The organism is Metamycoplasma hominis ATCC 23114 (assembly GCF_000085865.1).
GTDB lineage: Bacteria > Bacillota_I > Bacilli_A > Mycoplasmatales > Metamycoplasmataceae > Metamycoplasma > Metamycoplasma hominis.
In genome coordinates this window covers 474,975-489,140 of sequence record NC_013511.1, presented here as the reverse complement: position 1 = coordinate 489,140, position 14,166 = coordinate 474,975, and the positions used below count along the sequence as shown (strand labels likewise).

Sequence of the window (14,166 nt, the reverse complement as noted above, 5' to 3'; positions counted from 1 at the left end):
TTATACAATTTGTTATAAAATATATCTTATACATTAAATAAAGGAGGAATTAATATGACAAGAGAAAATCAATTCAAAGAAAGATTAATAAAATATATGGAAATTGAAGCAATGTCTCGTTATGAAGAACCAGTTGTTAATGAATTAAAAAAAGAATTAGCTAATGAAGGATTTGAATTTAGCAGAGATAATTTTGGCTGTTTAATTATGCACAAGCCATCTAAAAATCCAAATGCTCCTAAAGTTTTATTAGCAGCACACATGGATGAAGTTGGATATGTAGTAAGAAATTTTGATAAAAAAGGACAATTATATTTATCAACAGTTGGTGGCGTATGACCATGTGCAGTTATTGGAACCAAAGCAAAATTAATTACTTCAAATAACGAAACATTTATTGGATTATTTGGACATACAAGTATTCATATAATGCAAGAAGAAGAAAGAAAGAAAGCAATTACAGAAAATGAATTATTTGCTGATTTTGGTTTCAAAAGCGATGAAGATGCTATTGCTCATGGTGTTAATGTTGGTGATAGAGTTTACATGAGCGGAGAAACAATACTATTTAATGATCAAAATTTAATTGGTGGAAAAGCAATGGACAACCGTGCTGGTGTAACCGTGTTAGAATTTGTTGCTAAAGCTGTTGCAAAATTAGATCTTGACATTGATCTATATTTAGTAGGTACGGTTCAAGAAGAAGTTGGAACAAGAGGAGCTAAAACAGTTGCGTCTATGATTGATCCAGACATTTCAATAGCAGTTGATACTTCTGCATCTCACGATACACCTAATACAATTCCTGGAAATGTTTCTTTATATAAGGGAGCTGCTTTAAGATTAAAAGATAGAGGAACAATGATGGATCCAAAATTGGTACAATTTTTTGTTGATTTATCTAAGAAATATAATATTCCAACATTTAAATATGTAGCCATGGGTGGTGGTACTGATGCCTTTGAATTACAATTTTCAAAAGGTGGGGCAGCCACATTAACAATTTCATTACCTCAAAGATATTTGCATTCACCAATTGGAGTATGTTGCATAAGTGATTTATTGGCAGCCGTTGATTTGTTAACAAAATTTTTAACTGATTTTAAACAATCTGATTGAGAAAATATTCAATATAAATAAAATAACATCTTGCTTAAAAAAATAAATAAACATTAAGTTTGTGTTTTAAATACTTAATGTTTATTTTTTAAATTTTAAATACATTTTTTATTTGTAACAAGCCTTAAAAAGGTGCATAAATGGTAAAATAATAATGTATTTTATTATCAAGGTTAAGAAATCATGTCAAATCTAAAATTTATTTATAAAAATAACGAACCATTAGATAAACTAGTTGACTATATTTTGTCATTTAAAAATTTAGAAGCCTTGCTTTTAATAGGCGAACTCGGAGCAGGCAAAACAACTTTAACAAGTCAAATAGCAAAAAAATTAAACGAACCAAAGACTGTAATATCACCCACATTCAATACGATTTTAGTGTATGATAAATTTGTACATATTGATGCTTATAAATTAACTACAAATTTATTTGCTTATGAAGATTATTTTGAAGATAAATTAGCAATTATTGAATGAGCAGAAAATGTGACATTGCCCAAATTTAAACATTATATAAAAATAAAAGTTTATTTTGACAATGAACAAAACCATGTATTTGAAGTTATGGAGGAACAATAGTGAAATTATTCATTGAAACTTCATTAAGCGATTTTTATATAAGCTTAATTGATGAAAATTATTGCGAGATTGATTGTATTTTTATTGCTAACTTAGTTAAAAAAACCGATGCATTTTTTGAAAATTTAAATTATTTATTAAATAAAAATAATTTTAAATTAAGTTCAATTTCGGAAATTTATACAACATTAGGACCTGGGAGTTTTTCAGGTGCAAGAATTGGCTTAGTTTTTGCCAAAACAGTAGCACAATTATCAAATATCAAATTATTTGTAGCCCCAACATATTCTTTATTTTATACACAAAAAAAATTGCAACATGAAGATTGCAATTTAATAAATATAAAAGCCAATAAATACAATGTTTATTCAATAATTGTTGATCCATTTGAATGTCATATGCAAGAAAACTTAGGCAATTTTGATTTATTCAATAAAGAGCTTTTTTCAAAAAATATAGAGCAATATTTAAAAGAATTTAAACAAGTAAATGATATTGAAAATTGCGAATTAATTTATTTGCATGATCCACAAATAGGAGAGATAAAATGTTAATTTTTGCCATAGAAAGTTCTCATGATGATACATCATTTGCTTTATTAGAAGATAACAAACCAATTTGAATGGAAACAATTAGCCAAATAGACATTCACAGAAAATATGGAGGCACAGTTCCAGAATTAGCATCAAGATTACATGTAAAAAATATAGGTATTTTAATTGAAAAATTAAAAAAAATAATTGATATTAAAAAGATTGACTATGTAGCATATACAAAAGAACCAGGATTAGTTGGTTCTTTACATGTCGGATATGTTGTTGCTAATGCAATAGCAATGTTACTTGAAAAACCTATATTACCTTTAAATCATTTAGAAGGGCATTTTTTCTCTGCTTTTATAGGCAAAGAAGTTGAATACCCTGCTTTAGGTTTAATTGTTTCAGGTGGGCATTCACAATTAATGTTATATAAATCAAAAAATGAATACGAAGTTATAGGTCAAACTCAAGATGATGCCGTCGGAGAAGTATTTGATAAAATAGCAAGAAAATTAAATTTGGGTTTTCCTGGAGGACCTATTATTGATAAAAAATGAATGGAATTTAGAGATAAATACACAGGACATTTTACTATTCCACATACTGAAACTCAATTAAACTTTTCATTTAGTGGATTAAAAACACAAGTTATAAATCTTATAAATAACCAAATCAATAGAAAACAAGAGATCAATGTTGATCAATATGCAACAATGTTTGAAAATACAGTAGTCTTATATTTAAAAAATCATTTAGAAATTGCAATTAAAAAATATCATCCAAGAGTAATTGTTTTGGCAGGCGGAGTAAGTGCTAATAAAGCAATTAGAGAAATGTTTTTAAATGTCCATTCAAATGCCATAATTCCGGAAATGAAATATACAACTGATAATGCAATGATGATTGCTAGGTTAGCATATGAACTATTAAGGAGAGATAGATAATGTGAAAATTCTTAAAAAGTTGTAAGAGCCACGATGATTTTATTAATTCTGACAATATACAATATGTATTTTGAGGAAGATCTAATGTTGGAAAATCATCATTAATTAATTCTCTGGCTTCTTGCAATATTGCAAAAACATCATCTTATCCAGGAAGAACACAATTAATTAATTACTTTGAAAGTAACAAAAATAAAATAATTATTGATTTACCAGGCTATGGTTATGCAAAAATATCAAAGAAATTGCAAGATAAAATTTCTTTTATGATTGACTTTTATTTTAAAAATGATAAAAACAATAAAAAAGTGTTGCTATTAATTGATGCTAAAATTGGTTTTAGCGCTAGTGATTTAGAAATAATAGAATATCTTAACGATCTTAAAATAAAATTTGATATAGTTGTTACAAAAATCGACAAGGCAAATCAATCTCAACGTTATTGCGTTAAAAATCAAGCCTTGTCTTTAAAAACAGTTGAAAATATTTTTTTAGTATCATCTGAAAAAAAACAAGGTATTGAAGAAATAATGCAATTTTATGACTTGTAGTATCATTAATTGAATCTATTGTTAACTTTCTATTATAATTTTATATATATAAAATGAAAAACAAAGATATTCAAAAAATTTATATAGCTTTACAAGTTATCCTATTATTTATTTTGCCAACAATATTATTCTTTATTGGCATTTTTTGTTTAAAGACTCAACAGTCAAAAATAGCGTTAATGGCAATTTACACTTTATTTTTAATCGGCCTTGCAATTTATTTAACTATTATTTTGCAACGTTATTTTAAAAACTCAATATTAGCTAAAAAATCATTGGAATTTTATTTACAAAGCGAATTTAATCAATTTGGTACGGGAATTTTGATATTTTTAAATAGTGGAAAAATTATATGAGCATCAGAATCTTTAAAAATAAAATTTCATAACAATTTAATCAACAAAAACATTAAAGATATTTTTAATATAAAACAATGAACTTCAGATAATCAAGAATTCATGTATGAAATAGACGGATGCAATTACGAAGTTCATATATCATTTGAAAAAAATCTAGTTATTTTAAGAGATGTTACTGCTCAACAAAATTTATTAGATGACTATAAAAAACAAAGAATTGTGTTTGGGGAATTGGACATTGACAATATTAATTTATATCAAACATTTTTATCCCAAGAAGAAATTTTTAAAATTTATGCTTCTGTAGTAAATTTATTAGATGAAATATCTAAAAAATACAATGTTATTTATAGACAATACGAAAACGGAAGATTCTTTTTAATAACAAATAAAGAAACATTAGAAGAATTAGAACGAGATAGTTTTAATGTTATAACTTCAGTAAAAAACAAAATAATTGTTAAAGATGTTTTGATATCAATTTCTGGTGGATTTGGTTATGGTATTTTTAAATACGATACGTTAGTCAAATTAGCAAAAGATGCTCTAATGCAATCTCAAATGCGGGGTGGCGATCAAATTACAGTTTTAACAAAAAATGAAAAAGCTAGACACTATGGCTCAAGCTCGGAAATTGATGTAAATCTATCAAGGACAAATGTAAACTATATAGCACAAAACTTATTAGAAAAGATAAAATCAAAAGATATTGAAAATGTTATAGCCTATGGCCATAAGAATGCAGACCTTGATGCTTTGGGTTCAACATATGCAATTTTGCAATTAGCATTAGCCTATAAAAAGAATGCTTATATTCAAAACAAGACATTTGATAGTACTACTCAAAGAGTTATTGATAAAATGTCGAAGGAAACTCAAGAATATTTTATTAGTCCTAAAGAAGCAGAAAGCATCAACAACGAAAAAACATTGGTTGTAATTTGCGATACTTCAGATGATACTAGAATTGAAAATGCTAATGTCTTTAAAAACATAAAAAAAGAAAATATCATGATAATTGATCATCATAGAATAAACAAAAATACTGATGAAATAGCATATAGAGAAAATGTATATATTGATTCCTCGGCGTCATCTGCTTCTGAAATATTAACAGAAATCATCACATTGTTACACGAAGAAGATAAAATTAATAATGATACAGCGCAATATTTATTAGATGGAATTTATTTAGATACTAATACATTTAAAAAGCAAACAAGTGCTAAAACTTTTGCAGCAGCATCAATATTGCAAAAATGAGGAGCACAAAATGATAAATCTGTTGATACATTAAAATTCGATGAAAAAGTATTTAAGATTGTTCAAGAATTATTAGCCAATTTGCAAGAAATTAAAAAAGGATATTTCTTGGCATACAAAAATATTGAAGCATCAACAGATATTATTTCAATAGCGTCAGATGAAATATTAAGAGTTAATGGTAGGAAAGCTGCATTTGTTGTTGCTAAATTACCAGGAACAAAAACATACAAAATGTCAGCAAGAGGAATTAATACAAATGTTCAAATTATAGCCGAAGCAGTTAACGGCGGTGGCCATTTTGGGGCAGCCGCTGCTGAAACAACTGAAAATTTGAATTTATTTGTTGACAATATAATACAAGCAATAGTGAGTGTGAAAGATAATGAAAGTAATATTAATTAAAGAATACCAAAAACATAAAAAAAATGAAATCATTGAAGTTACAGACGGTTTTGCAAAAAACTTTTTAATTAAAAATGGTTATGCTCAACCAATTAACAAACAAACATTGGCAAATTTAGATAGAGTTAAATCAAATATTGCAGAAGATTTAGCAAATCAAATAGCCAAGGCTAATGAAATCAAACAATTAATTGAATCATTAGTTTTAAAATTCTATTTAAAATCTAATGGAAATATAGTGCACGGAAACGTTACAACAAAAGCAATTGAAAAAGAATTAATAAAAAACAACATTAAAATCCCAAGCCATGCATTTGAATCAGGGGTAACATATAATACTTTTGGGTTGCATGATGTAAAAATTAAATTACATGACCAAGTAACTGCAACACTAAAAATAAATATCATAGAAGAGAAATAATTAAAATAAATATGAGGTGGCTAAAATGAACATTCAAGAAGAAAGAGAATTAGCAATTATTAATAATGAAACATCGTTATTAGGTTTATTAATTAGGGAACCAAATTGTTATTTAACAATTGCTGAAATTTTAAAACCTGAAATGTTTCATTTTAAAAATAATCAAATTCTTTTTAAATCTATTTCAGAAGTTCATATTGCCTCTAAACAATTCGATATAGCCAACTTATTGAGTTATTTGAATGACCAAAAATTAATTGATCACATTGGTTCATTTGGCTATAATGGTAGTGAATATATTAGTTGACTTACTAAAAACGCAGGTTTTAGCGCTGAACTAGAGTCATATGCAAAAAAAATAATTGATCAATACAAGAAAGATCGTTTACGAGATTTATTGAATAGTTCAATAAATATTATGGAAAACAAACCTTATGAAATTTCAGATTTATTATCCAATTTACAATTGAATTTAATCAACCTAGATATTTCAGAAATAAATACTGCTTATGAACAAGTGGGAAATAAAGCAGATGAACTATTTAATAGAATAATGAGTAAAGAAAAATCAGATATTGGCGTTGGCCTTTCTTTTGGATTTCCACCATTGGATGAATTAATTTTAGGCGCCAATCCCGGAGATTTGATAATTTTAGCAGCTCGCCCAGCTATGGGAAAAACTGCTTTTGCTTTAAATATAGCAAATAATGTTGCCAAAAACAATAAAACGGTGCTATTTTTTTCTCTTGAAATGTCAAATTCACAAATTGTTCAAAGAATGATGTCAATTGATTCCTTGGTTCCGATTAGTTTAATGAGAAAAAATGAAATCTCAACAGAAAATGCTAAAAATCTAGCCTGAACTGTTTCAGAAATGAAACAATGAAAAATGTATTTAAATGATAAACCTACATCAACAATTTCGGATATAACAACCATTGCAAAACGATTTGCTAGAAACAATAAAGTTGATCTAGTTGTAGTTGATTATCTACAATTAATGTCAGATTCTTCAAAAGCAAGTATGGAAAATCGTCAATTGGAAGTAAGCAAGATTTCGAGATCCTTAAAGCAACTTGCTAGAGAATTAGAATGTCCTGTTTTAGCATTAAGCCAGTTAAGTAGAAATGTTGAAAAGCGGGAAGATAAAACTCCTATTTTGTCAGATTTAAGAGAATCAGGAACAATTGAACAAGATGCCGATATGGTTATTTTTTTACATAGAAAAGATTATTATAATAAGCACAACATTAACGATGATAACGATAAAGTAGAAGCTATTGACAAAAGTGAAATTGTTAACGGCAGTTCTTCTTTAACCAATGTCATTGTAGCAAAAAATAGACATGGGGCTATTGGAATTGTACAACTATTATTCCAACCAGAATGCAACAGGTTTATTTATGAAAAAAAGAAAAATTAATAATTTAATAGTTTAAATGAATCTAAAGAAAGGGGTAACATGAGTTTAGAAGATAAAAAAATAACTAAAATCAATAAAATCATTCTTACTAAAGAGCAAAAACACCAACGGTATTTAGAAAAAATGAAAATTCTAAATCCACAAAAAATAAATTTAATAAATGTCTGAAAAAAATATCCTAAAAAGTTGTTTTGAATGCTTGTAAGTGCATTTTTATATAATATTGCAATTACAGTATTTTTAAAAAAAGCAGCAACAATAGCTTCAGGAACTTCATCTTTATCTCAAATAATTACTTTTACAGCGCCTGCAACCGCACAATTTTATGGTTTATTTTATGTATTAGTTAACTTACCTTTAATGTTCATTTATTGACGGTTAAATCCTAGAACGTTTATGGTAATAACTTATTATTGAATGTTTTTCCAATTAATTGTACAATGTATATTTATTGAATATCAAGGAAGAGCATCAAATCCTATTGTTAACTTCATTAATCAAAGAATTAATCTCTATGATCCAATAGGACAAACTTTTACAAATAACGGATTAACATACAAATTTTATTGAGATCCATATGGTTTCGATACAAGAGTATTAAATTATATTAATAAAGAAAATTATCAAGATATTTTTAACTACGCTTTAAGTATATCAACTAAAACAGCTTGAACTGGCAGTTCATTGTCAAGAGATGATTTAGCTATTGCCAAGTATCTAGCCAACTTATTTAAAACTAACGATTTAAAAATGGTATTTGATAACGCAAAATTAATTTTTAAAGAAACTAGTTCTTTATCACTTGCTAATATCCCTAGTCTATTAACAGGTATTGATTTAAAAGGCGGTCAAAATACTAAAATTTATGGAATATATAATGGCCAAAATTGACCTATTTTGATATATGCAATTCTTGGGGGAATAATGGAAGGCCTTGCATCAATAGTTGCCTGAAAACAACGTGGTTCAATTGGCGGTACATCTGTTATTTCTAATTACATTGCATATAAAAATAAAAAACCAGTAGGAACAGTATTTTTAATGGTTGCAATTTGCTTCTCATCATGTTCAACAATTGTAATAGGTTCATTAGAATATACAAGAAACATTATTGGGCATACATGAGATTTTTCAGAATTTTTAGTAAGAATTATGGGCACTGCAATTTACTTATTAGTATTTTCAATGTTAGTAAATAAGTTCTATCCAAAATACAAGAAAGTAAGAATTGATATTTACACCACAAAACCAGAACTAGTTGCTGAAAGATTCAAACAAATTGGATATGTGCACTCATTTAATGTATTCAACGGATTTGGTGGATATAACCATCAAGATTTTGGGAAAATTGAAACAATTGCCCTATATTTAGAAAAAGAATCAATTTTAGAAGAAGTTAGAAGCGTTGATAAAAAAGCCTGAATAAGTATCTCAAATATTCATGGATTAATTGGTTCATTTGATACCTCATACGTAGATTAATTATTAAAGTCATATAAAAGTATTTTTTATTAAAAAAATGATTAATAAAAAATATAAACACTTAAAAAGTGTTAGAATATACACGATAATAAAAAGGAGGTGAAAATAAAACATACAGCTGAGGAACTTGCTGAGATTAAAGAACGTAAACGTTTAAAGAAAGAAACCAAAAAAGAAAAGGGATCAGTCGGCAAAATTGACATAAATCCTTATGGGGTAAATTTCTTTAATATTTGAAAGAAATTTCCTAAAAAAATGGTCATGATTATTATTTCAGCCGTTTTATACAATATTGGTGTTGCAACATTTTTGGCTAAGGCTGCCACTGTTGCAACTGGGTTATCTGCATTGGTTCAAGCCATTACTCTAACATTAACTCAAACTGCACCATATTTTGCTTATATTTATATAGCAATGAATTTACCTTTTGTAATCGCATTTTGAAAGAAAAATTCTAGACTATTTATGATATTAACAACTTATTGGCTACTTTGACAAGTTATCTTTCAATCAATATTGTTAATTCCGCAAGTTGGCCACTTCTTTAGTCAAATAACGTTTTATTATGTAAACTGGTATGCTCCTCATTCTGCAACATTAGCTCCAGCACATGGCGAAGTTGCTAACTCTCTAAATGTATTAATACCATGGGATGTCTATGGAAACTATCTAACACATTATTCAAACGTTTGAAATACTATAAAAAGTACTGAATTTAATCCTTCTTGAAATAATGGAATACTTCTAAACGGCGTGCAACTAAGCTACCAAGAAACAATGTCTTATTGATATTTCTATCAACATTTAATACATGGTTATAACAATCCTACTTGACCAATTATCATTTTTGCAGTGCTTGGAGCATTATGTGGAGGATGTGCAGGGGGAATTGCTTGAAAAAATTCTGCTTCAACAGCAGGGGGAGACTTTGTTGTCTACTACATTTCAAGAACTAAACAAAAAGAACCAGGCTTAATTTCTTTAATAGTCGCAATTTGCTTTGCAGTATTCTCAATAGTTGTTATTTCAATTTGCGAACTTACTGGGGTAATATCACATGCTCAAAATGGAAATCCAATAAACCATGCAGCATTATTATTAAGAATTATTTGTACATTTGTATATATATTCTTATATACATTTATCATGGCATCAATTTATCCAAAATACAGAAAAGTAAAACTAGAAATTTACAGCAAGAATCCTGATTTAATTTTAAACAAATTCAAAGAAATTAACTATTGACACGCTTACACTATTGATCGTATGTTGGGAGGTTATACCAATACAGAAACAGTTAAAATTGAAACATATTGTTTGTTCTTGGAACAAAATATGATTAAGAAAGAAATTTTGGCTGCAGATAGTAATGCATGAATAACTTCATCAAAAGTAGAAAACGTATCTGGAAGATTTAATACTTCTAAGATTGAAAAATAAAATATATATAAAAACAAAAATAGACTCAATAAAATGAGCCTATTTTTTGTTATAAATTTATTAGTTTTCACCAATTGAGCTTAGTTTTTTAATTCTTTCAAGATGTCTGCCACCTTCAAATTCGGTGTTTTCTCAGCTATGAAAAATTTTTTCAACTTCATTACCTTCTAACAATCTTCCACCCATACATAGTACGTTAGCATTATTATGCAATTTTGCTAGGTGAGATTCGTTTTCATTTGTAACTCTTGCTGCTCTTATGCCTTTAAATTTGTTTAAAGTCATTTCAATACCAATACCTGATCCACAAAATGCAACATATTTTACATTTTTATTTTCATCAGGATTGCCATCCTTGTGAATTTCATTAACTAATTCAATAGCAGCATCTGCATAAGAATCACTATTGTTATTTGTTTTTGAGCCAAATAATTCTACATTGTAGCCTTCATTTTCCAATCTTTTTGCAAGGTTTATTTTTGCGTCATATCCTGCGTGATCGCTTGTTATCTTAACTGTCGTTTTCATATTATTTTCTTAAAATTTCTCCATCTTCTACTCTAATTATTTGACTAGGTTTTTGAGTCATAGGACCAAAATTATATACATTAGTAACTTCGGGGAATAATTGCTTTGCATTTTCAATAGTTTTACATACAGGTGCATTTGACAAGTTGCAACTTGTCATATAAATTGGACCATTTACTTCAATATATTCAAGCAATTTCTTTTGGTTTGGCATTCTAAAACCTTGATTATTTACGACAATGGTAGTTGCACCAGGCCAATATTTTTTAGCAAATTCATCTGCTTGCGAATTTCATTCCTTAAATTGCCTTGCTTGTTTTATTGAACTTACTAATATTATTAATTTTTTATTGCGGTCTCTACCTTTTATTTCATAAATAAGGTCTTCAACTTCTTTTGACACAGGGCCACCAATTCCTAAAACTGTGTCTGTAGTTGAAATAATTAATTTTTGATATTTATTTATCATAATTTAAATTATATAACACTTTTATTTTTTCAGTTAATCATATGAGTAATGTCATTCGAAAGTATTATAATTTTACTATGCCTGAATTACCTGAAGTTAGGGTTGTTGTTAAAGCCCTTAATAATACTATATTAAATAAAAAAATAACAAATTTGATTATATACAAACCCAAAATTTTTAAAGAGTTTAGCCCTCAATATTTCATTTCAATTTTAAGAGATAAAAAAATTGAAAAAATAGATAACATTGGCAAACATATAATTTTCTTTTTATCTGAAAAATTAGTTTTACTTTCTCATTTAAGAATGGAAGGGAAATATCGTTATTATTTAAACCCTCCAAAAGAAATTGATAAGCACTTAGTTGCTAGATTTGTTTTTAGCGACAACAGCGAATTGCACTTTTTAGATAAACGTTTATTTGGCACATATATGCTAAGAAACTTAGAAAATTATAACAAAATTCCTCCAATTTCTTTGCTTGGACCTGAACCAAAAGATATTGACATTGAAGCATTATTTAAAAAAATAAAAAATTCAAAAATGCCCATTAAAACAAAATTACTTGATCAGAGTTTTGTTGCTGGTATAGGAAATATTTACGCTGATGAAGCATTGTTTGCTTCCAAAATTCATCCTCTTTCAAAAGCTTCTGATTTATCACTAGAGCAACTTAAAGACATAATAAAAAATGCAAATGAAATAATGGAAAAAAGTTATGAATTAGGTGGAACAACGTTATTTTCTTATGAATCATTAAATAAACAAGAAGGAAAATATCAAGACTTTTTAAATATTCATAGTGATTCTATAAAAAAATGTAAGGTTTGTGGCCAAAAAACACTTAAATTAAAAGTTAACCAACGTGGTACATATGTTTGCCCTAATTGTCAGAAGGTATATTAAATGAAGTTCAATTTTTTTCCAATGGTGTTAGATCTTCATGGTTATGATGTAAACTCTGCAACAGCAGCAATTTTAAACGCTTTGTATGAATTTAAACAAGATGAATATAATAATTACTTCGATATTATTGTAGGCATTGGTAGTGGGATTATTCGTCAAATAACGGAAGATTTATTAGACAAAGAAGGATATTATTGAAAAAATATTGGTAATAATCTTGCAAAAATAAGAGTGTTTAAAAAGTAATAAAAAAAATAAAAATTTTTTATTACATATTTAAAAATAGTATATAATAATACACGTAGCAACCATAACGAAGGGGTCCACCTGAAACCATTCCGAACTCAGCAGTTAAGCCCTTCAGTGCCGACGATACCTCAATGGGAAAATAGGACGTTGCTTTTTTTTATATCTTTTTTAATATCTTTTAATCATATTAAGTTTAAAAGATATTTTTTTTAATATAATTTTATAAATTATAAAGGAGCTATTATGTCAAAAATTTTAATTATTAATGCAGGTTCAAGTTCAATTAAATGAACCTTATATTCAAAAGATCTAAATATTATTGCCAAAGGAATTGCACAAAGAATTAAAATTAAAAATAGTTCTATTATTTTAAATTACAATAACAAAAAAGAAGAAGTAAGTATTGAATTACCTAGTTTTTTAGAAACAGTTAAACAATTGGTTAATTTATGAATTAATAAGAATATTATTTCAGATTTTAATGAAATTAAATATGTTGCTTTTAGAATTGTTAATGGCGGAATACATCTACAAGACACTTCAGAAGTTACCCCTCAAACTATTGCATATTTAGAAGATGCTATTGAATTAGCACCAGTTCATAATCCTGGTGCTCTTGAAGCTGTAAAAGCCTTTAAAGAAATTTTACCATTTGCTAAAATGACATTCCACTTTGATACTTCATTCCATAAAACCCTTCCAAAAGAAGCATATACTTATGCAATTGATGCAAATATAACCGATGAATTAAATGTTAGAAAATACGGTTTCCATGGCTTGAATCACCACTTTATTACATTAAAATTGCAAGAAATTTTAAATAAAGACAAAGTTAATTTTGTTAATTTACATATCGGTAATGGTGCAAGTTTAGCAGCCATTCAAGATAGTAAATCAATTGATACCTCAATGGGATTTACACCACTAGCGGGAGTTATGATGGGCACTCGTTCTGGTGATGTTGATTGTTCAATTATTCCATATATTATGAAACATAAAAATTGAGATATTGAAAGAACAATAAAAATGTTAAATGAAGAATCAGGATTATTGGGAGTTTCAAAAATTTCTTCTGATATTCGTGACGTTGAAGAAGCTAAAAAAACAAATGAAAGAGCAAAATTTGCAATAGATTTATATGTAAGAAAAATAGCAGATTATTTAATTAATTACATGAATAAGATTGAAGGAAAAATCGATGCTATTGTTTTTACGGCAGGCGTGGGGGAAAATGATGAATATATTCGCCAAGCAGTTATTGATAAAATTCATTTAGTTAAATTAGAAATTGATAGTGAACTAAATAAAGGAAGAGATTTTGATTCATACAAATTAATTTCAACTAAAAATTCTTCAATTCCTATTTATATAATAAGGGCAGATGAAGAACTTTATATTGCAAAAGAAGTTAAACAATTTTTTGATGATAATATAAGGTAACTTTTTAAATTAAATAATTAAAACAAATTTAAAAAGAAAGAGGAAAC

Annotated in this window: 15 protein-coding genes and 1 rRNA gene; 14 read left to right on the top strand and 2 right to left on the bottom strand. The window is 27.3% G+C overall.

What is annotated here, in order from left to right; genetic code table 4:
* Window positions 1-54 precede the first annotated feature (54 nt).
* From MHO_RS02225 to MHO_RS05675, 10 genes are all read left to right on the top strand, one after another.
* Entirely contained in the window at window positions 55-1,140 is a 1,086-nt protein-coding gene (locus MHO_RS02225) for a M42 family metallopeptidase (RefSeq protein WP_012855672.1), read from the top strand.
* A gap of 162 nt (window positions 1,141-1,302) precedes the next feature.
* A complete protein-coding gene (locus tag MHO_RS02220; RefSeq protein ID WP_012855671.1) occupies window positions 1,303-1,701 on the top strand; it encodes a tRNA (adenosine(37)-N6)-threonylcarbamoyltransferase complex ATPase subunit type 1 TsaE in 399 nt (132 codons plus the stop codon).
* Complete coding sequence (locus MHO_RS02215; protein ID WP_012855670.1) at window positions 1,701-2,255, top strand: hypothetical protein; 555 nt, start codon at window positions 1,701-1,703, stop codon at window positions 2,253-2,255. Before MHO_RS02220 ends, MHO_RS02215 begins: the two co-directional genes overlap by 1 nt.
* Complete coding sequence (gene tsaD, locus MHO_RS02210) at window positions 2,249-3,184, top strand: tRNA (adenosine(37)-N6)-threonylcarbamoyltransferase complex transferase subunit TsaD (RefSeq protein ID WP_012855669.1); 936 nt, start codon at window positions 2,249-2,251, stop codon at window positions 3,182-3,184. The genes MHO_RS02215 and tsaD overlap by 7 nt, the downstream gene beginning before the upstream one ends.
* The gene (yihA, locus tag MHO_RS02205) at window positions 3,184-3,735 is read left to right on the top strand and encodes a ribosome biogenesis GTP-binding protein YihA/YsxC (protein ID WP_012855668.1); all 552 of its coding nucleotides are present in this window, start codon (window positions 3,184-3,186) and stop codon (window positions 3,733-3,735) included. Before tsaD ends, yihA begins: the two co-directional genes overlap by 1 nt.
* Before the next feature lie 53 nt (window positions 3,736-3,788).
* Window positions 3,789-5,762 carry a GGDEF domain-containing protein gene (locus MHO_RS02200; RefSeq protein WP_012855667.1) on the top strand — a complete coding sequence of 658 codons (1,974 nt, stop codon included), beginning with the start codon at window positions 3,789-3,791 and terminating at the stop codon, window positions 5,760-5,762.
* Window positions 5,743-6,183, top strand: coding sequence for a 50S ribosomal protein L9 (gene rplI, locus MHO_RS02195; RefSeq protein ID WP_012855666.1), 441 nt, complete (start codon window positions 5,743-5,745; stop codon window positions 6,181-6,183). The genes MHO_RS02200 and rplI overlap by 20 nt, the downstream gene beginning before the upstream one ends.
* Window positions 6,184-6,208: 25 nt before the next feature.
* A complete protein-coding gene (gene dnaB, locus MHO_RS02190; RefSeq protein ID WP_012855665.1) occupies window positions 6,209-7,606 on the top strand; it encodes a replicative DNA helicase in 1,398 nt (465 codons plus the stop codon).
* A 39-nt stretch (window positions 7,607-7,645) separates the two neighbouring features.
* Window positions 7,646-9,088 carry a YitT family protein gene (locus MHO_RS05680; RefSeq protein WP_012855664.1) on the top strand — a complete coding sequence of 481 codons (1,443 nt, stop codon included), beginning with the start codon at window positions 7,646-7,648 and terminating at the stop codon, window positions 9,086-9,088.
* Window positions 9,089-9,187: 99 nt separating this feature from the next.
* Window positions 9,188-10,528, top strand: a complete 1,341-nt coding sequence (locus tag MHO_RS05675; RefSeq protein ID WP_012855663.1) for a DUF2179 domain-containing protein — start codon at window positions 9,188-9,190, stop codon at window positions 10,526-10,528.
* 60 nt (window positions 10,529-10,588) lie between these two features.
* On the opposite strand, the gene MHO_RS02175 is transcribed toward MHO_RS05675, so the two are convergent.
* Together MHO_RS02175 and MHO_RS02170 are read right to left on the bottom strand one after the other, a co-directional pair.
* Window positions 10,589-11,056, bottom strand: a complete 468-nt coding sequence (locus tag MHO_RS02175; protein ID WP_012855662.1) for an RpiB/LacA/LacB family sugar-phosphate isomerase — start codon at window positions 11,054-11,056, stop codon at window positions 10,589-10,591.
* A 1-nt stretch (window position 11,057) separates the two neighbouring features.
* A complete protein-coding gene (locus MHO_RS02170) occupies window positions 11,058-11,525 on the bottom strand; it encodes an L-threonylcarbamoyladenylate synthase (RefSeq protein ID WP_012855661.1) in 468 nt (155 codons plus the stop codon).
* Window positions 11,526-11,602: 77 nt separating this feature from the next.
* Between MHO_RS02170 and mutM the strand changes: the two genes are divergently transcribed.
* The 4 genes from mutM to MHO_RS02150 all read left to right on the top strand — a co-directional run bounded on the left by mutM (window position 11,603) and on the right by MHO_RS02150 (window position 14,119).
* Window positions 11,603-12,430, top strand: coding sequence for a DNA-formamidopyrimidine glycosylase (mutM, locus tag MHO_RS02165; protein WP_012855660.1), 828 nt, complete (start codon window positions 11,603-11,605; stop codon window positions 12,428-12,430).
* On the top strand, window positions 12,431-12,676 hold the full coding sequence (locus MHO_RS02160; RefSeq protein ID WP_012855659.1) for a Smr/MutS family protein: 246 nt from the start codon (window positions 12,431-12,433) through the stop codon (window positions 12,674-12,676).
* Between the two features lie 54 nt (window positions 12,677-12,730).
* Window positions 12,731-12,835: ribosomal RNA gene (gene rrf, locus MHO_RS02155) — 5S ribosomal RNA — on the top strand.
* Between the two features lie 87 nt (window positions 12,836-12,922).
* Entirely contained in the window at window positions 12,923-14,119 is a 1,197-nt protein-coding gene (locus tag MHO_RS02150) for an acetate/propionate family kinase (protein WP_012855658.1), read from the top strand.
* Window positions 14,120-14,166 lie beyond the last annotated feature (47 nt).